Annotated in this window: 17 protein-coding genes; 9 read left to right on the top strand and 8 right to left on the bottom strand. The window is 65.4% G+C overall.

The genetic code is table 11. The features are described from left to right. Nucleotides 1–4: 4 nt before the first annotated feature. From moaB to GGC65_RS02390, 3 genes are read right to left on the bottom strand one after another with little or no spacing between them, the layout of a single operon-like run. Entirely contained in the window at nt 5–529 is a 525-nt protein-coding gene (moaB, locus tag GGC65_RS02400; protein WP_192645700.1) for a molybdenum cofactor biosynthesis protein B, read from the bottom strand. Continuing rightward, a complete protein-coding gene (locus GGC65_RS02395) occupies nt 519–2,273 on the bottom strand; it encodes a lytic transglycosylase domain-containing protein (RefSeq protein WP_192645699.1) in 1,755 nt (584 codons plus the stop codon). The genes moaB and GGC65_RS02395 overlap by 11 nt, the downstream gene beginning before the upstream one ends. Nucleotides 2,274–2,285: 12 nt before the next feature. Next, nucleotides 2,286–3,080: a uracil-DNA glycosylase family protein gene (locus GGC65_RS02390; protein ID WP_192645698.1), complete on the bottom strand. Its 795-nt coding sequence runs from the start codon at nt 3,078–3,080 to the stop codon at nt 2,286–2,288. 118 nt (nt 3,081–3,198) lie between these two features. On the opposite strand from GGC65_RS02390, the gene GGC65_RS02385 reads away from it, so the two are divergent. The 8 genes from GGC65_RS02385 to GGC65_RS02350 all read left to right on the top strand — a co-directional run bounded on the left by GGC65_RS02385 (nt 3,199) and on the right by GGC65_RS02350 (nt 12,966). Further along, the gene (locus GGC65_RS02385) at nt 3,199–4,854 is read left to right on the top strand and encodes an electron transfer flavoprotein-ubiquinone oxidoreductase (RefSeq protein WP_192645697.1); all 1,656 of its coding nucleotides are present in this window, start codon (nt 3,199–3,201) and stop codon (nt 4,852–4,854) included. A 79-nt stretch (nt 4,855–4,933) separates the two neighbouring features. Further along, nucleotides 4,934–6,508: a hypothetical protein gene (locus tag GGC65_RS02380; RefSeq protein ID WP_225940641.1), complete on the top strand. Its 1,575-nt coding sequence runs from the start codon at nt 4,934–4,936 to the stop codon at nt 6,506–6,508. Beyond that, complete coding sequence (locus GGC65_RS02375) at nt 6,505–7,353, top strand: 4-(cytidine 5'-diphospho)-2-C-methyl-D-erythritol kinase (protein ID WP_192645696.1); 849 nt, start codon at nt 6,505–6,507, stop codon at nt 7,351–7,353. The genes GGC65_RS02380 and GGC65_RS02375 overlap by 4 nt, the downstream gene beginning before the upstream one ends. Next, complete coding sequence (locus tag GGC65_RS02370) at nt 7,350–8,081, top strand: N-formylglutamate amidohydrolase (protein WP_192645695.1); 732 nt, start codon at nt 7,350–7,352, stop codon at nt 8,079–8,081. The genes GGC65_RS02375 and GGC65_RS02370 overlap by 4 nt, the downstream gene beginning before the upstream one ends. A 59-nt stretch (nt 8,082–8,140) precedes the next feature. Beyond that, the gene (ilvD, locus tag GGC65_RS02365) at nt 8,141–10,000 is read left to right on the top strand and encodes a dihydroxy-acid dehydratase (protein ID WP_192645694.1); all 1,860 of its coding nucleotides are present in this window, start codon (nt 8,141–8,143) and stop codon (nt 9,998–10,000) included. Beyond that, a complete protein-coding gene (locus GGC65_RS02360; RefSeq protein ID WP_192645693.1) occupies nt 9,997–10,386 on the top strand; it encodes a hypothetical protein in 390 nt (129 codons plus the stop codon). The genes ilvD and GGC65_RS02360 overlap by 4 nt, the downstream gene beginning before the upstream one ends. Nucleotides 10,387–10,411: 25 nt before the next feature. After that, nucleotides 10,412–11,764: an NAD(P)H-hydrate dehydratase gene (locus GGC65_RS02355; RefSeq protein WP_192645692.1), complete on the top strand. Its 1,353-nt coding sequence runs from the start codon at nt 10,412–10,414 to the stop codon at nt 11,762–11,764. Between the two features lie 2 nt (nt 11,765–11,766). Then, entirely contained in the window at nt 11,767–12,966 is a 1,200-nt protein-coding gene (locus GGC65_RS02350; RefSeq protein WP_192645691.1) for a class I SAM-dependent RNA methyltransferase, read from the top strand. 4 nt (nt 12,967–12,970) lie between these two features. Here the strand turns inward: GGC65_RS02350 and GGC65_RS02345 are convergent, their stop codons facing one another. The 5 genes from GGC65_RS02345 to GGC65_RS02325 form a co-directional block, all read right to left on the bottom strand. Further along, entirely contained in the window at nt 12,971–13,405 is a 435-nt protein-coding gene (locus tag GGC65_RS02345) for an MAPEG family protein (RefSeq protein WP_192645690.1), read from the bottom strand. 13 nt (nt 13,406–13,418) lie between these two features. Further along, entirely contained in the window at nt 13,419–13,850 is a 432-nt protein-coding gene (locus GGC65_RS02340) for an MAPEG family protein (protein WP_192645689.1), read from the bottom strand. Nucleotides 13,851–13,914: 64 nt separating this feature from the next. Next, complete coding sequence (locus GGC65_RS02335) at nt 13,915–15,060, bottom strand: CaiB/BaiF CoA transferase family protein (RefSeq protein ID WP_192645688.1); 1,146 nt, start codon at nt 15,058–15,060, stop codon at nt 13,915–13,917. An 80-nt stretch (nt 15,061–15,140) separates the two neighbouring features. Then, the gene (locus GGC65_RS02330; protein WP_192645687.1) at nt 15,141–16,466 is read right to left on the bottom strand and encodes an MFS transporter; all 1,326 of its coding nucleotides are present in this window, start codon (nt 16,464–16,466) and stop codon (nt 15,141–15,143) included. Nucleotides 16,467–16,555: 89 nt separating this feature from the next. Beyond that, the gene (locus GGC65_RS02325; RefSeq protein WP_192645686.1) at nt 16,556–17,749 is read right to left on the bottom strand and encodes a type III PLP-dependent enzyme; all 1,194 of its coding nucleotides are present in this window, start codon (nt 17,747–17,749) and stop codon (nt 16,556–16,558) included. A gap of 254 nt (nt 17,750–18,003) precedes the next feature. On the opposite strand from GGC65_RS02325, the gene GGC65_RS02320 reads away from it, so the two are divergent. Further along, the gene (locus GGC65_RS02320; RefSeq protein ID WP_192645685.1) at nt 18,004–19,665 is read left to right on the top strand and encodes an FAD-dependent oxidoreductase; all 1,662 of its coding nucleotides are present in this window, start codon (nt 18,004–18,006) and stop codon (nt 19,663–19,665) included. The last annotated feature ends 48 nt before the right edge of the window (nt 19,666–19,713 follow it).

Genomic DNA, 19,713 nt, shown 5'->3' with positions numbered 1-19,713 from the left:
TCGGCTATTCAGTCAGGCGCGGCATCAGCTCGACGAAGTTGCAGGGCTTGTGGCGGCTGTCGAGTTGGGTCGACAAAATGCCCTCCCACGCGTCGGTCACCGCGCCCGTCGAACCGGGCAGCGCGAAGATATAGGTCCCGCGCACTACGACAGCGCAAGCGCGCGACTGGATCGTCGAGGTGCCGATCGTCTGATAGCTCAGCCAGCGGAACAACTCGCCGAAGCCGGGGATGTCCTTGCCGTCGAGCCGGTGCAGCGCCTCGGGCGTCACGTCGCGGCCCGTGAGGCCGGTGCCGCCGGTGGTGATCACGACGTCGACCTCGGAATCGTCGATCCAGTTGTGGAGGCGCGAGACGATCAGCGCGGTCTCGTCCTTGATGATCGCGCGCGCGGCAAGGATATGGCCTGCGCCGGTAAGCAACTCCTCGAGCTTGTCGCCCGAACGATCCTCAGCCGCGCTGCGGCTGTCCGAAATCGTCAGGACCGCGATGCGGACGGGTTTGAAGACGAGGTTTTCGTCAATCGGCATTCGACAGATCGCCGACGTAGCTCAGGCGCGTGCGGTCCTTGCCGTCGGGGAAGCGCGGCCATTTACCCTGCGCCAGCGCGGCGCGGCTGACCGACGGCTTGCCCTGCTGCGCTTCGTACATCCAGTAATTGCGCAGCACGATCCCGACATAACCGCGCGTTTCCCAATAGGGGATCGATTCCATATAGAGCAGCGGATCGCCATTATCGCGGATTTCAGTCTGCCAGCGCGCGATCGGCGCGGGGCCGGCGTTATAGGCCGCGATGACTTTGGGCAGTTGGCCGCCGGTCGACGGATCCTTGCTCAGATATTGCAGATAGCTCTGCCCCATATCCATGTTGACCGCGGGGATACGGAGGTCGCCCGTCCCGCTGTCGCCGCGCCAGCGCGCAATGTCGCGCGCAGTGCCCGGGCGGACCTGCATTAGGCCGAACGCGCCCGCGGGGCTGACGACGCTGCGCTGGAAGCGTGATTCCTGAAGCGTATGGGCAAAGACGAGCGCCGGATCGACCTTCCACCCGCCATTGGGTTCCCATTTGGGCTGCGGATAGCGTGCTTGTGCGGACGGCTTGCGGCCCTGCGGCGTGTTGTGCGCGAGGTAAAGCTGCGTTTCGGGCAGGTTCAACACGCCCGCGATCGCGAGCAATTGTTCATGCTGGCGCATATCGCCGATCCGCGCCTGATGCCGGAGCGCCGCGTCCGCATATTTGTCCTCGCCGATTTCAGCGAGCGCCATCGCGGCGCGGACGTTGGGCAGGTCTTCGAGCGCGCGCCACGCGCTACGGTCGGCGCGGACATTCTCGCGCTGGCGGTTCGGTTCGACGCCGAGCGTTTCGGCGGCGAGCAGGCCGTAGAAGGTCTCCTCGTTCGCGGCGGCGGCGCGGAGGCGCTGCTGCACCGATTCTGGCTCGCCCGCGGCGATCGCGGCACGCGCCGACCAGTAATAGGCCGCGGCACGCTGTTCGCTGTCGGGCGCTTCCTTTGCGACGCGGTCGAAGGCCGTGAGCGCGGTGCGATAGTCACGGGTGCGCCATGCGGCGAGCCCCTTGACCCACGCGCCTTGCGTCGCCCACGCGCCCTGTCCGCTGGTGCAGTCGTTCGCGAGGCGGAGCGCATTCGCGTCGTCATTCTCGATATAATAGGACCAGGCGACCTTTTGTCGCCATTCGCTACGTGCTTCGGGGCTCAGCTGGTCGCCGGCGGCGTTGAGCAAGGCTTCGGCACCGGCGGGGTCGTCATTCTTGATCCGTTCGGGGATCGTGCGGGCGAGCGCTGCGGCGGCGGGATCGCCGCTCACAGCGTCGGCGCCCAAACGGCGCGGCGCGCTGCCGGCCCAAGCGAGGCGTGCCTGAAGAGGAAGTGCAGGGAGATCGGTCGCACCGCGCTTCGTCGCGAGCCGGCCAAGCTGTTCGGCCTGCGGCAAGAAGGGCGAGCGCGAGAGGATCGGCATGATGTCGGCGACTTCGGCACGCGGGCTGTTCGGTGCGGTCAGCAGTTCGGCGCGCAGGAAATCGGTGAGCGGACCATTGTCCGAGCTGTCGAGCAAGGATTTGGCTTCCGACCAGCGCTGGCCGCGGATCGCCGTCAGCACCTGCGTGTAGAGCTGCTTCTGTTTCGACGTCAGGATATCGGGTACGGTCTGCGGCACCGATACCAGGTTGCGGTCGCCGGCATCGGCCGCCAGAGCAGGCGATGCGGCAAGAGCTGCGGCCAGAACGGCGCATGAAATGAAAGTCTTGGTCATATTCTGCATCTGTCAACGTCCCCAGTTGAGCAGTTTCAGGCTATCCCACGCAGCCGCCTTTTGAGCGGGCCGGGCCAGCAGCATCGCGGGATGCGCGACAGCCACAGCCTCCAGCTTGCCGCCATCTTGGTTAATATTCAGTAACTTTCCGCGCGCATCGGGCAGGGCGATGCTTGCTGCCATGCGAACGATGTCGCCGCCGATCAGGAGCAGCCGGCCCGGTTTCGCGAGCCGCAGATGGTGCCAGAGCAAGCGGTCGAGTTCGGCCGCCTCGGCGCCGTCGCAGCGGCCGCCCGCGGGGCGCGTCACGGCGAGGCTGGCGACATAGCAGTCGCCGCGCGTCCTGCCGATCGCCTGCAGCATTGCGTCGAGCAATTTACCCGTTTCACCGGAAAACAGCGTGCCGTCGCGCTGGTCGTCGATCTCGGGCCATGCGGTGAGCAGCATCAGCGGCGCACCCGCCTCGCCGACGGGAAGGATGCGGCGTGCATCCCATTGACTGCCGGGTACATCGGTGCCTTCGGCCAACCATTGCTGAAATTCGGTCCAGTCATCGGGGAAAACCACCGGGCCCTTGGCCTCGGCGGCTTGGGGCGCTTCCTGCCGCTGGAGCACGGCGGGGAGGGGCGCGAGTTCGGGTTCGGCGGCGAGCGCCGGCCTGGCTTTCGGCTTGGCTGCCGCAGCGTCATTCGCCGGCGGCAAGACGAGCCAACCCGCCGGTTGCTCACCGACGAGCGCGTCGAGGCCCGCCAGCGACCACCAGTCGCTAATGCTTTCCGCCAGCAAGGCTGTGTTTGGCCCACCCATGATTTTGTTTAAAACAGGCAGTTGACGGACGCGTCAATTGGCGGGCATCGCAATTCGTGACAGAATGAGCGCAGGGCACGATGAATGTCCGCGCAGGGACGGCAGAAAGGTATTTGCGGTGAGCGAACGGGAATCGATGCCCTATGACGTGGTCATCGTTGGCGCAGGGCCGGCGGGGCTTTCGGCGGCGATCCGCCTCAAACAACTGGCGAACGACGCGGGCAGCGAATTGTCGGTGTGCATCCTCGAAAAGGGATCCGAAGTCGGCGCGCATATCCTGTCGGGCGCCGTCATCGATCCCAAGGGCCTCGACGAACTGCTGCCCGAATGGCGCACGCAGGGCTGCCCGCTCGCCGAAGTGCCGGTCAACGACAACCAGCATTGGGTGCTGACCAAGACCAAGAAGTTCGGCCTGCCGCACATCATGACGCCGCCCTTCATGCACAATGTCGGGACGTACACCGGCAGCCTCGGCAATCTGTGCCGCTGGCTCGCCGAACAGGCCGAAGGGCTGGGCGTCGAAATCTTCCCCGGCTTCCCCGCCGCCGAGATCCTCTACAATGAGGATGGCTCGGTCAAAGGCGTCGCGACGGGAGACATGGGCGTCGCGCGCGACGGCAGCCACAAGGGCGACTACGCCCCCGGGCTCGAACTCCATGCGAAATATACCTTCTTCGCCGAGGGCGTGCGTGGGCATCTGACCAAGATGATCAAGCCGCAGTTCGGCCTCGATGCCGATTGCGAGCCGCAGGTTTACGGCCTTGGCGTCAAGGAATTGTGGGACATCAAGCCCGAGAACCATGCCGCGGGGCGCGTGATCCACACGCAGGGCTGGCCGCTCGATCAATACGCCAACGGCGGCGGTTTCCTTTATCACCAGGCGAACGGGCAGGTCGCCTTGGGCTTTGTCACCTGGCTCAACTATCGCAATCCGCACATCTCCCCCTTCCAGGAGATGCAGAAGTGGAAGACGCATCCCGAGATCGCGAAGATCCTGAAGGGTGGCAAGCGCGTGTCCTATGGCGCGCGCGCGATCAGCGACGGCGGGCTGCAATCGGTGCCGAAGCTCGCTTTTCCGGGCGGCGCGCTGATCGGCGACACCGCGGGTTTCCTCAACGTTCCGCGCATCAAGGGCAGCCATACCGCGATGAAGTCGGGTATGATGGCGGCCGAAGCCGCGTTCGCCGCGGTGACCGCGGGGCGCAGCAGCGACACGCTCGACGCCTATCAGGCCGCCTATGACGAAAGCTGGGTGAAGAAGGAGCTCAGCGTCGTCCGCAACGTGCTGCCGCTCGTCGAGAAATATGGCGACTTTACCGGCACGATCCTTTCGGGGATCACGATGTGGCTCGAAACGCTGAAAATCAAAGTCCCCTTCACGATGAAGCATCATCCGGACAATGAAAGCCTGTACCGGGCCGACATCATGCCGAAACCCGACTATCCCAAACCCGACGGCGTGCTGACCTTTGACCGCCTCTCCTCGGTGTTCATTTCGAACACCAACCATGAGGAAGACCAGCCGGTCCACCTGCAGCTCAAGGATCCATCGATCCCGGTCGCGTACAACCTGCCGCTCTATGATGAGCCCGCGCAGCGTTATTGCCCGGCAGGCGTCTACGAGATCGTGGGCGAAGCCGAAGGCGATCCCAAATTCGTGATCAACGCGCAGAATTGCGTTCACTGCAAGACGTGCGATATCAAGGACCCGACCCAGAATATCAACTGGGTCACCCCCGAAGGCGGCGGAGGCCCCAATTACCCGAACATGTAAGCCCGCGCGCTTCTTCCTGATCGGCGCCGCAATCGCGGCGGCGGTTCCGGCGCATGCTGTCGACGACAATGGCGCCGCATTGAACGCGCTGGTGCGCGCGCGGCTGGCAGAGGAGGGCGGCGAACCCGCCGCGGCGCTGTCGGCGCTCACCGCCGTGTCGAGCGTCGCGCCCGACTTGCCGGGCCTGCGCGGGCGGATGCTCGAACAAGCGATCGAGGCCGGCGACCTCGATGCCGCACGAGCGGCCGCGCTGAGGCTGTGGGCCGGCGGTGACCGCCGTTTCGATGCCCAACTCGTCTTGATGGTCGACGCCATGCGGCGATCGGACTGGAAGGCTGCGCGCGACTATATGGCGGGGCGCAATGACAAGGCTGGAGCCGACACGATCGGGCGGCTCATCCTGCCCACGGTCAATGCGTGGATCGATGTCGGCGCGCGCGAAAAATTGCCCGAGCGCCATCTGCTTGCGGCCAACAACCGCACGCGCCCCGAACCGTCGCTGTCGCTTCAGGTGGCGCTCGTGCAACTCGCGACGCTGCGCCCGGCGGAGGCGACGGCGCTGACCGACGGCATCACGCTCACCGACCGTACGAGCCAGCTCGTCGGGCTGCGCGCGGCGGCGACACTCGAAAGAGCAGGCCAGCGCGATGCGGCGGAACGGCTACGCGGACGGATCGCGCTCGCTTCGGGGCAGCGCGAAGATCCGATGCTATTGCTGCCCGAGCAGCCGGTTTCTACTCCGCGCGCGGGAACAGCGCTGTGGCTTGGGCTGCTTGCCGACGGGCTGGCGCGAACCCCGGGCGGCAGTTCGAAAGTCCCCTTGCTGTTCGCGCGCGCGGCGCATTGGCTCAGCGACCAGGATTGGGCGGTCCGCGCGACGCTGGTCGAGGCGCTCGACCGCAACGGGCAACAGGCCGAAGCAATGAGCCTGCTCGATACGGGCCGCACGGAATTGCCGCCGGTGCTGGTGATGCGTCGAGCAGAACTGATGGCCGATGCCGGTGATCTTGCCGGCGCGGCGAATCTCGCCGAGTCCGCAGCGGCGCGTAGCGATGCGCGCAGCCTGCTCGTGCGGCTTGCCGACATCATGCGGCGATCCAACGACCCGAAGGCGACCGGGCGCGCCTATGAACGGCTCGAAGCGGCGCTGGGCGACGGCGAAGGCGATCAGGCGCTTCGAGGAACCTTGCTGATCGCGCGCGCCGAACTGCTGTTGCAGGCGGACGAGTGGGATGCGGCGCAGCCGCTCATGGAAAAGGCCGTCGCGCTGCGGCCCAACGATGCCTCGGTGCTCAATTTCGCCGGCTATTCGGCGCTCGAGCGGCGCAAGGATGTGAAGCAGTCCCTGGCTCGCATCGAGACGGCGTGGGCGAAGGAACCACAGAATGCGAGTATCGCCGACTCGCTCGGCTGGGCCTATTTCCTGACGGGGCGGACCGACGACGCCGTGAAGCTGCTCGAAAAGGCGCAGCTCGGCGAACCCGGGAATGCCGTGATCGTCGAGCATTTGGGCGATGCCTATTGGCAGGCAGGGCGCAGGTTCCAGGCGCGATATAACTGGCGCGCCGCGGCACTGTTCGCCGAGGCCGAAATGGCGACGCGGCTGGAGGCGAAGCTGCGCGACGGGCTGACGCCTGCCAACACCGCACCGTGACGGCGTTTCGCGAGACCGGCTGGGCCAAGATCAACCTCGCGCTGCACGTCCGGGGTCGTCGGGCTGACGGCTATCACGAGATCGAGACTTTGTTCGCCTTCGTCGATGGCGGCGACGCGATCGCGGCCGAGTTCGCCGAGGCCGACAGCCTGACGATCGACGGCGAGTTTGGCGAAAACCTCAGCGCCGGCGACGACAATCTGGTGATGCAGGTGCTCGCGCTCCTTCGCGGCCGCTATGGCGCCGACCGCGTGCCCCTGCTTGCGGTGACGTTGTCCAAGCGGCTGCCGGTGGCGGCAGGGATCGGCGGCGGGTCGGCCGACGCCGCCGCGATGGCGCGGCTGATCCGGACGCACTTCCTGCCCGAACTGGGTGATGCGACGCTGGCGCGGCTCGTCAGCCCGCTTGGAGCCGATGTCGCAGCCTGTGTGACGAGCACGACCTGTCTTGGTGTCGGGGTTGGGGAAGAGTTGAGCCCGGTGCCCGAACTGCATCTGGCCGGGACGCCCGTGCTGCTGGTAAATCCGCGTCACCCCGTCGCGACTGGGCCGGTTTTCGCGGCGTGGGACGGGATCGACCGCGGACCGCTGTTCACGGGCGCAGATTTTCGCGCCCAACTTTTCAGCGCACGCAACGATCTGCAGCGCCCGGCGATCGCGCAGTGCCCGGCGATTGCCGACATCTTGCTCGAGCTCGGGGGACTGCGCCCTTGGCTCGCGCGTATGTCGGGGTCGGGTGCGACCTGTTTTGCGCTGTTCGATGCGGCGGCCGAGCGCGATGCGGCGGCGGCGCAATTGGCAGCGCGGCATCCGGGTTGGTGGACGATGACGGGAGCATTGCGGTGAGCGAAGCGTGGCGGCAACTCGGCGAAGCGCGCGCCGGCGGCATCCTGTTGATCGCCGATCACGCCTCGGCGTTTGTGCCCGATGACATCGACCTCGGCATCGACACGGCGCTGCTGGCCAACCATATCGCGATCGACATTGGTGTCGCCGGGGTGTCGAAATTGCTGGTCGAAAGCGGCGCGGTCGACGCCGCGATCCTCGGCGGCGTGTCGCGGCTCGTCGTCGACTGCAACCGCGATGAGGATGCTCCCGGCGTGCTGCCAATTGCCAGCGACGGACATGCGGTTCCGGGCAATGCGCTCGACGATCATGCCCGCGAGGCTCGGCTGGCGCGGTTTTTCCGGCCCTATCATGCGCATATTGCGGACACGATCGCGGCGCACCGTCCGGCGATGATCCTGTCGCTGCACAGCTTTACGCCGTCGCTCGCGGCGCATCCCGATCAGGCGCGGCCATGGCACGTCGGGGTGCTCTACAATGAGGACGACCGGCTCGCGGCGGCGGCAATCGCCGCTTTGAAGGCCGAGAATATGACCGTCGGCGACCAGCAGCCCTATTCGGGCAAGCTGCTCAACGCGACGATGAACCGTCATGCCGAGGCGAACGGTATTCCCTATGTCGGGATCGAGATGCGGCAGGATCTGGTCGGAGACGCGGCGGGGCAGGCGCTCTTTGCCGAACGGCTTTCTCGCATGTGCAGCAAAGTTGCATTGAATCTGACCAAATAGGCGTGTAGAGGCGCGTCTCTTCGCTTAATCTTGAAATAAAATTATCAGGACGTTATAAAATGCCTTCTTATCGTTCACGCACCACCACCCACGGCCGCAACATGGCGGGCGCGCGCGGCCTGTGGCGTGCGACGGGGATGAAGGACAGCGATTTCGGCAAACCGATCATCGCGGTGGTCAACAGCTTCACCCAGTTCGTACCCGGGCACGTCCATCTGAAAGACTTGGGTCAGATGGTCGCGCGCGAGATCGAGGCGTCGGGCGGCGTCGCCAAGGAATTCAACACGATTGCGGTCGATGACGGGATCGCGATGGGGCATGACGGCATGCTCTATTCACTGCCGAGCCGCGACCTGATCGCCGATAGCGTCGAATATATGGTCAACGCGCATTGCGCCGACGCGATGGTGTGCATTTCGAACTGCGACAAGATCACGCCGGGCATGCTGATGGCGGCGCTGCGGATCAATATCCCGGTCGTTTTCGTGTCGGGCGGGCCGATGGAGGCCGGCAAGGTCGTGCTGAAGGGCAAGGAGGTCGCGCTCGATCTGGTCGACGCGATGGTCGCCGCTGCCGACGAAAAATATAGCGACGAGGAGGTCACGGCGATCGAGCGCTCGGCGTGCCCGACGTGCGGGTCGTGCTCGGGCATGTTCACAGCCAATTCTATGAACTGCCTGACCGAAGCGCTCGGGCTCTCGCTGCCGGGCAATGGCTCTACGCTGGCGACGCACGCCGACCGCAAGGCGCTGTTCCTCAATGCCGGACGGCTCGTCGTCGAAATGTGCCGCCGTCATTATGAGGAAGACGACGTCAGCGTGTTGCCGCGCAATATCGCGACCTTCGAGGCATTCGAAAATGCCATGAGCCTCGACATCGCGATGGGCGGATCGACCAACACCGTACTGCATCTGCTCGCCGCCGCCTTCGAGGCCGGGGTCGATTTCACGATGGACGACATCGACCGGCTCTCGCGCCGCGTGCCGTGCCTGTCGAAGGTCGCGCCGGCGAAGAGTGACGTGCATATGGAGGATGTCCACCGCGCGGGCGGGATCATGGCGATCCTCGGCCAGTTGGAACGCGCGGGGCTGATCCACGCGCACCTGCCGACGGTGCACAGCGCGACGCTGGGCGATGCGCTCAACAAATGGGACATTTCGCGGACCAACGATCCCGAGGTACAAAAATTCTTCATGGCGGCGCCGGGCGGCGTGCCGACGCAGACGGCGTTCAGCCAGGATCGGCGCTGGGACGATCTCGACCTCGATCGCGAGGCGGGCGTGATCCGCTCGGCCGACCATGCGTTCAGCAAGGATGGCGGGCTCGCGGTGCTCTCGGGCAATATCGCGCTCGAGGGCTGCATCGTGAAGACCGCGGGTGTCGATGAAAGCATCCTGAAATTCACCGGCCCTGCCAAGGTTTATGAAAGCCAGGATGCGTCGGTAGCCGCCATATTGACCGGGCAGGTCGAGGCCGGCGACGTCGTCGTCATCCGTTACGAAGGACCGAAGGGCGGGCCGGGGATGCAGGAAATGCTGTATCCCACGAGCTATCTCAAGTCCAAAGGGCTCGGCGCCGCGTGCGCGCTCGTCACCGACGGCCGCTTTTCGGGCGGCACGTCGGGGCTGTCGATCGGCCATGCCTCACCCGAAGCCGCCGAAGGTGGCGCAATCGGACTGGTCGAGAATGGCGACCTGATCGAAATCGACATCCCGAAGCGCACGATCAACCTGCTGGTCGCCGACAGCGTCCTCGCCGAACGCCGCGCCGCGATGGAAGCCAAGGGCGATGCCGCCTGGCAACCCGCGAAGCCGCGCCCGCGCAAGGTTTCGGTAGCACTTCAGGCCTATGCCGCGATGACGACCAGTGCCGCGCGCGGCGCGGTGCGCGACCTGTCGCAACTGAAGGGCAAGGGATGAAATATTTCGGGGGGGTATTGCTGGCGCTCGTTGCGCTTACGGGCTGCAACCGCGCACCCGACAATGGCGAGCTCGCCGAAGCCGAAGCGCGCGGGTCGCGCAAAGCCGCCGAAGACGGCCGTATCGAATGCGCGCTCGAAGGCTCGAAGCTGTTTGACCGCACCTGTACCGTCGAGGAAATGAGCGGCGCCGACGGGGCGATCCTCGTTGTCGGGCGCAGCAACGTCGGTTACCGCCGTCTGCAGATTACCACCGACGGGCGCGGCGTCGTGTCGGCTGACGGCGCCGAACCGGCTAAAGTGCGCATCGTCGGCGACAATGTCATCGAGGTCGCGATCGGCAACGACCGTTACCGCCTGCCCGCCAATACGGGCGGCGCGAAGTAAACGAAATCATGCTAGGGAAACGGCTATGTCCGTCCCCGCCGACGCCCCGATCCTGACCACCAAGGCGATGCGCGAAGCCGAGGCCGCGTGTGCGATCCAGGGAACGTCGCTGTCCGAACTGATGGAGCTGGCGGGCGCAGCAGTCGCCGATACCGCCTGGCGCATGGCCGCGGGCGCGCCCATCCTGATCCTCTGCGGCCCAGGCAATAATGGCGGCGATGGTTATGTCGCAGCGCGCTTACTCGCCGAGCGCGGCGCATCGGTGCGCGTCGCCGCGCTCGCCGAGCCGACAACCGATCTGGCGAAAGCCGCGCGCGCCAAGTGGAGCGGGCCGGTCGAGCTGCTCAACGGCCGCCTTGCACCGGCACCCTTGATCGTCGACGCCCTATTCGGCGTCGGATTGTCGCGGCCGGTCCCGGACGGGCTCGCTACGATCCTCCGGCATTTCGCCGACCGACGGATCTTGGCGGTGGACCTGCCCAGCGGGGTGGAGAGTGATGGCGCCGAAGATTGGACGCCGCCGCTCGCCGCCGATGTAACGCTGGCGTTGGGGGCGCTCAAGCCCGCGCACGTCCTGTTGCCGACGGCGCCCGGCTGCGGGCGCGTCCTGCTTGCGCCCATTGGTATATCGGCGAGCAAGGCGATGCGCAGCTTGCCCGCGCCGCAGAACCCCACACCTGATGCGGCGGCACATAAGTTCACCCGCGGGATGGTGCTGGTTTTTGCCGGGCCGATGCGCGGTGCCGCCGGACTGACTGCCGCGGCGGCGCTCCGTGCGGGGGCGGGTTATGTCGTCCTCGACGGTGCCGAGCGCGCGCCCTTTTCGGCGATCATCACCGAAAGCGACGAGAAATTCGGCGAGCGACTGGACGATCCGCGCGTCGGCGCTGTCGTGATCGGACCGGGATTTCCGGCAGGCGACGAGCTGCTGTTCGACGTCGAAGCCGCGCTCGATTCGGGCAAGCCGCTCGTCCTCGATGCAGCCGCCATCGCCGCCGCGCTGCCGCGCCTCTCGGAAACGCCGCGGAAGGCGATCCTTACCCCGCACGAAGGGGAGTTCGCACGTGCGTTCCCGCAGCTATACGGCAGCAAGATCGACCGTGCGAAAGCTGCCGCCGCGCGGACGCGCGCGGTCGTCATCTATAAGGGCGCCGACACGATCATTGCCGCGCCCGACGGCCGCGTTGCCGCCGCTTGGCCCGGAAGCCCATGGCTGGCGACTGCGGGAAGCGGCGATGTGCTTGCGGGTGCATGCGGTGCGATGCTTGCGCGCGGGGGCGATCCGTTCGATGCGGCCATCGCCGCTGTGGGCTGGCATATTGCGCGCGCAGCGGCTATCGGCCCCGGCCTTGTGGCCGACGATCTTGTTAGGGACTGAAAATGAGTGAAGCTGCGCTGATCGAGCGCATTGCCGCGCGCGGCGATGGCGTGACGGCCGACGGTCGCCATGTGGCGGGCGGCGTGCCGGGCGACCGCGTCCGCGACGACGGGATCATCATCCCGGGCCCGAACCGCACCCAGCCGCCGTGCCGTCATTTCGGCAAATGCGGTGGCTGCCAGTTGCAGCATGTTGCCGAACCCGCCCTTGCCGATTTCGTGCGCGACCGCGTTGTCGGCGGCTTGCAGGGACAGGAGGTTGCGTTCGGCGACGTTCTGCCCGCGGTGTTGTCGCCCGCCGAAAGCCGCCGCCGCGCCGTGCTGACCGCGCTCCGCACGGGCAAGCAGGTCGCGATCGGCTTCAATGCGGCGCAGAGCAACCAGATCGTCGACATGCGGATGTGCCCGCTGTTGATGCCCGAACTCCTCGCGCTGGTCGCTCCGGTACGCGAATTGCTGACGATGATCGCGCAGCAGCGGCGACCGGTGAAGGTCAAGATGCAGATGCTCGACCAGGGCGTCGAGCTGATATTGGAAGGCGTGAAGGCCGAGGGGCTCGACGCCGCGATGGCGCTGCAGGATTTTGCCGGCGCGCACAAACTCGCGCGCTTTGCGATCGATCAAGGCGACGGCCTCGAAATCCTCTGGCAGCCCGAGCCGCCGACAATGCGTTTTGGCGACATATTGGTCGAAGTGCCGCCCTTTGCTTTCCTGCAACCGACGGCGACGGGGCAGGCCGCGCTGGTCGATGCGGTGCGCGGCGCGATCGGTGACGCTCCGGCGGTCGCCGATCTGTTCGCGGGCGTCGGCACCTTCGCGCTGTCGGTGCAGGCGGGGCGTAAAGTTTATGCCGCTGAAGGCGCGCGCGATGCGATCGCCGCGCTGATGGGCGCCGCAAACCGGGCACGGGCATTGGTGGCGACCGAGCACCGCGACCTGTTCCGTCGCCCGCTGGTGCCTACCGAGCTCAATCGTTTCGGTGCGGTCATCCTCGATCCGCCGCGCGCTGGCGCGGAGGAGCAGGTCAAGGAATTGGCGGCATCGACGACACCGGTCATCGCTTATGTCAGCTGCAATCCCGCGAGCTTTGCGCGCGACGCCAAGATGCTCGTCGAGGGTGGCTATACGCTCGACTGGGTGCAGCCCGTGGGCCAGTTCCGCTGGTCAACCCATGTGGAACTGGCCGCACGTTTCTCGCGCTAAAAGATCAGTGCAGCACGAAGCCGATGAAGGCGTGCACGCACAACGCAATCAGCGCGAGGCTGGCGAGCGCGAAGATGCCGAAGCGCCACATCACGCGATTGACCGTCGCCTGGATCAGGCTGTGCAGGATGCGCAGGCCGACATAGGCCCAGGCAAGCTGCGCATTGAGCCCGCCGCCCATGCCGCCGACGGCTAGCGCGAGCGCGACCGCATAAAAGACCGTCGGCTGCTCCATCAGGTGATTATAGTTGTGCGCCTTCCACTGCACCTCGGGCGGCAGCACCTCGTCGAGGCTCTTGCCCGTGCCGCCGACCATCTTCGCGGCGTCGATCTTGGCGCGGCTCATCGCCGGGATGCGCGTCGCGTACATCCACAGCCACATCACCATCGACCAGAGCGCGAGCGTCGCGACGGGTCCCAATATTGCGTTCGTATCCATATCTCTCTCCCCCTCAACCCAATGTGGCGATCACGGCTAGCAACGACAGCGCGAAAAGGCACAGCGTCGCGACCGAAAAAATGACGAAACGCACCGGCACGCGGTTCACCGTCGACTGCCAGAAGCTGTGGACGATGCGCAGCACGACATAAGCCCAGGCAAGCCCGCGCGTGAGGTCGGTGCTGCCACCCGACAGATGCAGGAAGATGATGACCGCGTAGAAGAGCGTCGGTTGCTCGCACAGATGCGTGTAATTATGCGATTTCCAGTTGGTGAGCGGCGGCAGCACGCCTTCCAGGTCGACGCCGCGTCCGCCAGGCGGCGCGGCCTTCAGATCGATGCCGACCTTTGAAAAAGCCTGGAAGCGCGTCACACCCGCCCAGGTCAGCATGATCAGCGTCCACAGCGCGAGCACCGCGCCGGGCGCGAGCAGATTTTCAGGCATACACTCCCCCTCGTTCGTTGACCGCGATGCTACGCGGCAGCGCTGACAATGCAACCGGCGAAGTTCAACGCGCCAGCTCGGCCCGGATCGCCACGCCGTCGCCGTCGACGCGCGGGGCGAAGCCAAGATCACGACCCGGCATCGCGCCATATTTTACCGGGGGCTGCATTTCGTGGAACCCGCCGATATCGGGATGCTCGCGGCGGCGGAAAAATTCGGTCGCGACGAAATGCGGGTCATCCTTGATATCCTGCAGATCGCGGACCGCCATCGCGGGAATGTCGTTCGCGGCGAACAATTCGAGCCACTCCGCGGTGGTTTTCGCCGGGGTCTTCCGTGCGATTTCCGAATAAACGATCGGCATGTGCTGGCCCTTGGCCTTGGCAGCTTCGAACTCGGGCGTTTCGGTGAGCCCGGCGCTGCCGAGCAGGATCATCAATCGTGCGGTCGATTCGGGCGTGTAGGGGACAATCGCGAGATAGCCGTCGCTGGTCGGGAAGGGCTGGCGCGTCGGGTCGAGCTGGCGCGGATAGCCCGCAGGCCCGATCGGCGGGTCGAGCGTCGCGTCGCGCAGATGCTCGACGAGCATGAACGAAGCGAAGCATTCGAACATCGGCACCTCGACCTGCTGCCCTTCGCCGGTCCGGAACTTGTGGACGAGCGCGGCGAGGATGGCCTGCGCACCGAATTGCCCAGCGATCTTGTCGGCGATCAGCGAAGGGAAATAGCGCGGGCGCGGATCGCCATCGACGCGCGGAAGCAGGCTCGTGGTGCCCGTCGCGGCCTGAATGACGTCGTCATAGGCCTGGAGATCGGCATAGGGGCCGTCCTGTCCGAAACCCGTGCCGTGGACATAGATGATGTCGGGCTTGAGCGCCTTGCAGCCCGCATAATCGAAGCCAAGGCGCGCGATCGCCTTGCCGCGGACGTTGTGGAAGAAGACGTCGGCAGTCGCGATCAGGTCGCGGAGCACGGCCGCGTCGTCGGGTTTCTTGAGGTCGAGCGCGATCGAGCGCTTTCCCCGGTTCACGGTCAGGTGGATCGATCCCATCGTCGGATCGGGGACGCCGCTGCCCAGATAGCGCGAGATGTCGCCCGTCCCCGGCGTTTCGACCTTGATGACTTCGGCGCCGAGATCGGCGAGCATCTGCGTCGCATAGGGGCCGAAGATGACCGTGGTGAGGTCGACGATCCGGATCCCTGACAACATAGGCGCACATCCTCTCTCTGCTTTGCGGGGCAGGATAGAATGATTGCAAAGTAAAACGGAAGAGGCTTCGGCGATTTTCGTTACGCGGCAGCCGACGCCGCCTCGGCGCCGTCATTCCCGGCGGCATAGGCGGCCGAAATCTTCCGATAGGATCGCGAGCGCAGGGCGATGATCGTGAGGGCCACGCCAAGCAGGCCCGCGATTGTGAAGACGACGGCGATCCCGCGCTCGGGTCCGCGTCCGTACCAGTCGCCGATCGCCTGCGCCCCCGCGCCGTCGGTCATGAACGGGACGAAGATGAACTGCGTCAACGGCGCGATCAGGAAGGCGGTGAGCGGTGAGGCAGCGAGCTCGACCGACTGGGCAAAGCCGAAAACGCGGCCCTGCCGCTCGAACGGCACGACTTTTTGCAAGGTCGTCTGCTCGGCGGCTTCCGCATAGGGGCCGAAGAACATCCAGATGAAGCAGCCGATCGTCAGCAGGATGATCGACGACTGGACGGTGAATACCGCCGCGACCGCCCAGGTGACGAGGTTGACGATAAGCAGGGTCCGCACCGGGTTCGCGCCGAGCCCCGTGCGCGCGATAAGTGCGCCGCTGAGGATGAAGGCGCTCGATGTCACCGCCCACAACAGCCCCCATGCCTCGACCTTCATCAACGACAGGCCGTAAGCGTCCATCAGCGCCATAAAGACACCGCCGAGCAAATTGTTGAAGGCGGAAAAGAGGATCAGCGCGAACAGGCCCGGAATGCCGAGAACGATGCGGAAGGTCCCGGCAAGGTCGATACGGCGCGGCTCCGCATGCTCCTCGGTCCCGCGCGGTTCATCGATATGCACGAAGAGCAGGTCGATCGCGGCAATCAGCGACAGGGCAATAGCGAACCCCAGCGTCGCGACCATTCCGCCCCATGCGACGAGGAAACCGCTGATCGCCGAGGTGGTGAGGAAGCCGATCCCGCTGACCATTCCGACGAGGCCGTTCGCCTTGTCGCGCCGGTCCTCGGGCACCAGCAGGGTCACCAGCGTCGGCAGCGCGATCATGCGAATGTTGCCGGCAATCACCGCCAGCATCGACACGAGAATGAAGAGCCAGAGCGTCACGCTGCCTACGTCGGCGTTGCGGATATCCGGATCGAGCAGATAGCCGCCGAGCGCCGCCGCATAGAGGATCAGCGAAGCGATGCTCGACAGCATCATCATGTTCCGCTTGCGGTGATGGTCGACGAGGCTGCCGAACCAGATGCCGAGCATCGCCGTCAGCACCAGATAGATGCCCGCGATCATCCCCGTCGCGAAGACCGACTGCGTTTCGAGGAAGGTCCAGAAGGTCAGCGCGAACCACACCGTGAAATTGGTGATGTTGGCGACCAGATTGTTAGCAAGGAGATGATGGAAGGGCTGCATGGGCCGCGCAATCTAGCGGCCCCGCCCAAAAGAGAAAGGGCCGGTCGCATCGCTGCGCCGGCCCTCTCATTTTTCGCAAATGCGGTTCGTCAGAACAGCTTGGTCACCGTTGCGCTGCGGCGTTCCTGTTCGACTTCGCCGGTGTAGAGGCTGACCATCGGCTCGTCGCTGACGACATGGGTCTCGTCGGCGCCGAAGCCGTTGAACTTGGTCCGCATCGCACAGCCATAAGCGCCGAGCATCCCGATCTCGATGAAGTCGCCGGCCTTGATGTCCGCGGGCAGGTAGAAGGGGCCTGCCATATGGTCGAGGTCGTCGCAGGTCGGGCCGTAAAAGCTGAACGGCACCATCTCGGCGTCGCTCTCGGCGTCGCGCTGCAGCGTGACGGGGAAGCGCCAGCCGACATGCGCGGCGTCGAACAACGCGCCATAGGCACCGTCGTTGATATACAGCTCATCGCCGCGGCGCTTTTCGACGCGCACGATCAGCGAGCTATATTCCGCCGACAGTGCGCGGCCCGGCTCGCACCACAGTTCGGCCGAATAGCTGATCGGCAGGCTTTCGAAGCTGCGATGGATCGTCTCGAAATAGGCGTCGAGCGGCGGGGGTTCCATGCCGGGATAGGACGAGGGAAAACCGCCGCCTACGTCGATGATGTCGACCGTGACCGACGCCGCGACGATCGCGGCGCGGACGCGTTCCATCGCCTGTGCATAAGCATGCGGGGTCATCGCCTGGCTGCCCACGTGGAAGCAGATGCCGAGCGCGTCGGCGGCCTGGCGCGTCGCCATCAGCAGTTCGACGACTTCGTCGGCTTCGGCGCCGAACTTGGCGGCAAGGCTGAGCTTCGAATGATCGGACGAAACGCGCAGGCGTACGAGCAGGTTCAGATCCTGTGCGCCTTCGGTCGCGCGGACGATCTTTTCGAGTTCGTCGAGCGTGTCGAGCGAGAAGGTGCGCACACCATGCTTCCAATAGGCTTCGGAAATCGCTTCCTCGGCCTTGACCGGATGCATGAAACAGAGCGTCGCTTCGGGAAGCGTGCGCGCAACCAGACGCACCTCGGCGATCGAGGCGACGTCATAATGCGTAACACCCGAATCCCACAGCACGCGCAGCAGGTCGGGCGACGGATTCGCCTTGACCGCATACATGGTCGTGCCGGGAAATCGCTCGATGAAGAAACGCGCTGCGCGCCGCGCGGCGTGCGGGCGGACAAGCGTAACAGGTTCGATCGGCGAAAGTGCCTGAATCAGCCCGTGGGCGCTATGATGCTGGTGCAACTCAAGGGACCCCCAAAAATAACGTTAAACACAAAGGCTGCCTTGCGGTTATTGGAAGTCCCCCTGGGGCAGCGGAGGGCGATATATGCAGGGGGGTCCCCCCTGTAAAGACCCTTTGGCGCAATTTTGTAACGCGAAGGTAACACTGGGGGCGAACCGGGCCCCATGTGCGCCAAACCGCGCAAATGCGAGACAAAGCCGTGCCGCCGCGCTAGGAATGAAACATCGCCAAACCCGAAAAGGACCTCCCCGCCATGGTGTCTCGCGCCGACGTAAATCACAATTTTTCCGACGCAGAGCTTCAGGAACTGGCAGCCTTCGGCACCATCGAGTCGCACAAGGCCGGCGATCTGCTGGTCGAGGAAGGCGCGATGGCGCCCGATTGCATCGTGACCCTGTCGGGCCACACCGACATTTTTGCCTCGACCGATGAGGGGCGCAAGCGCGTCGGCTGGATGGAGCATGGGCAGTTCGCTGGCGACCTGTCGGTGCTGACGGGGCAGCGTCATCTGTCACGCGTCGAGATGGGCGCCGACGGCGATATCCTGCGCATCGCGCACGCGGACTTCCAGCGCCTGATCGCGGGCAACAGCTATTATTCGGACATCTTCATCCGCGTGCTGTCGGCGCGGCGCGAGTTCAGCAAGCATCGCGGCTTTGCGGTGACGATCGTGATCGGCGCGGCGATGGACCGCAGCGTCTATGCCTTGCGCGACCTCCTCATGAAGCATGGCGTCGCGCATCGCTGGTTCGACCCTGCCGACGGCCCCGTCGCGGGACATCTGCTGGCCGAGCGCGGGCTGACCGAGGATCAACTGCCGGTTGCCATCCTGGGCGCAGCCGATGTGCTGATCCAGCCCACGCCGGAGCAGCTTGCGGTGGGGCTCGGGCTCGACCTGCTTCCTGACGGCGCCACCGCCGACGTCATCGTCGTCGGCAGCGGTCCCGGCGGGCTGGCGGCGGCGGTCTATGCCGCGTCGGAGGGCTTGTCGGTCATAGCCCTCGACTCGCTGGCACCCGGTGGCCAGGCAGGGACTTCGTCGAAGATCGAAAATTATCTGGGCTTCCCCACCGGGATTTCGGGCAACGAACTGGCGCGCCGCGCGACGGTGCAGGCACAGAAATTCGGGGCGCGACTGGTATCGCCGGTCAGCGCGGCATCGATCAACCGCGATGGCGACGACGCCTATTGCCTGCACCTCGCCGATGGCCGCAAATTGCGCAGCCGCGCTGTGGTGATCGCGAGCGGCGCCAAATATCAGAGCCTCCCGATCGATGGCCTCGAAACCTACGAAGGCCGCGGCATCTATTATGGCGCAACGCCGATGGAAGCGCAGCTCTGCAGCGATGCCGAGGTCAGCGTCGTCGGCGCGGGCAATTCGGCGGGGCAGGGCGCAATCTATCTCGCGAGCGTCGCGAAGAAGGTCTATGTCATCTTCCGCCGGTCGAGCCTGCGCGACACCATGTCCGAATATCTGGTCAAGCGGCTCGAAGAGCATCCGAATATCGAGATTATTCCTTCGACCGACGTCATCGCGCTGCACGGCGAGGACCATCTGGCCGGCGTGACCTATCGTTGCCGCGAGACCGGCGCAGAGGATCATTGCGACTGCAAATTCCTGTTCCTCTTCCTTGGCGCGAGCCCGAATACGCGCTGGCTGCCCAAGGAAATGGTCTGCGACGAGCGTGGTTTTGTTAAGACCGGCGCCGACATCGCACCGCTCGAACTTGTGAAAGCTGGCTGGTCGCTCGACCGCATGCCAAGCCGCCTCGAAACGAGCTGGCCGCGCATCTATGCCGTCGGCGACGTGCGCAAGGGATCGGTGAAGCGCGTTGCCTCGTCGGTCGGCGAGGGATCGGTGGTGGTGAGCCATATCCACCAAGCGCTGGCGGAGACGGGCCCTTCCGCCGGTTGACCTTGTCCGCTTTCGAGCGATAAGCTCCTGTCTTCGAACCGAAAAGGG

The sequence above is a fragment of the Sphingopyxis sp. OAS728 genome, assembly GCF_014873485.1.
GTDB lineage: Bacteria > Pseudomonadota > Alphaproteobacteria > Sphingomonadales > Sphingomonadaceae > Sphingopyxis.
Note: the sequence above shows the minus strand (reverse complement) of the source record. Positions and strands in the feature narration are given on the sequence as shown.

What these genes read in the sequence shown, in the direction of transcription:
- moaB (WP_192645700.1), bottom strand. Translation starts at nt 529, where the DNA reads ATGCCGATTGACGAAAACCTCGTCTTCAAACCCGTCCGCATCGCGGTC.
- GGC65_RS02395 (WP_192645699.1), bottom strand. Translation starts at nt 2,273, where the DNA reads ATGACCAAGACTTTCATTTCATGCGCCGTTCTGGCCGCAGCTCTTGCC.
- GGC65_RS02390 (WP_192645698.1), bottom strand. Translation starts at nt 3,080, where the DNA reads ATGGGTGGGCCAAACACAGCCTTGCTGGCGGAAAGCATTAGCGACTGG.
- ilvD (WP_192645694.1), top strand. Translation starts at nt 8,141, where the DNA reads ATGCCTTCTTATCGTTCACGCACCACCACCCACGGCCGCAACATGGCG.
- GGC65_RS02360 (WP_192645693.1), top strand. Translation starts at nt 9,997, where the DNA reads ATGAAATATTTCGGGGGGGTATTGCTGGCGCTCGTTGCGCTTACGGGC.
- GGC65_RS02355 (WP_192645692.1), top strand. Translation starts at nt 10,412, where the DNA reads ATGTCCGTCCCCGCCGACGCCCCGATCCTGACCACCAAGGCGATGCGC.
- GGC65_RS02350 (WP_192645691.1), top strand. Translation starts at nt 11,767, where the DNA reads ATGAGTGAAGCTGCGCTGATCGAGCGCATTGCCGCGCGCGGCGATGGC.
- GGC65_RS02345 (WP_192645690.1), bottom strand. Translation starts at nt 13,405, where the DNA reads ATGGATACGAACGCAATATTGGGACCCGTCGCGACGCTCGCGCTCTGG.
- GGC65_RS02340 (WP_192645689.1), bottom strand. Translation starts at nt 13,850, where the DNA reads ATGCCTGAAAATCTGCTCGCGCCCGGCGCGGTGCTCGCGCTGTGGACG.
- GGC65_RS02335 (WP_192645688.1), bottom strand. Translation starts at nt 15,060, where the DNA reads ATGTTGTCAGGGATCCGGATCGTCGACCTCACCACGGTCATCTTCGGC.
- GGC65_RS02330 (WP_192645687.1), bottom strand. Translation starts at nt 16,466, where the DNA reads ATGCAGCCCTTCCATCATCTCCTTGCTAACAATCTGGTCGCCAACATC.
- GGC65_RS02320 (WP_192645685.1), top strand. Translation starts at nt 18,004, where the DNA reads ATGGTGTCTCGCGCCGACGTAAATCACAATTTTTCCGACGCAGAGCTT.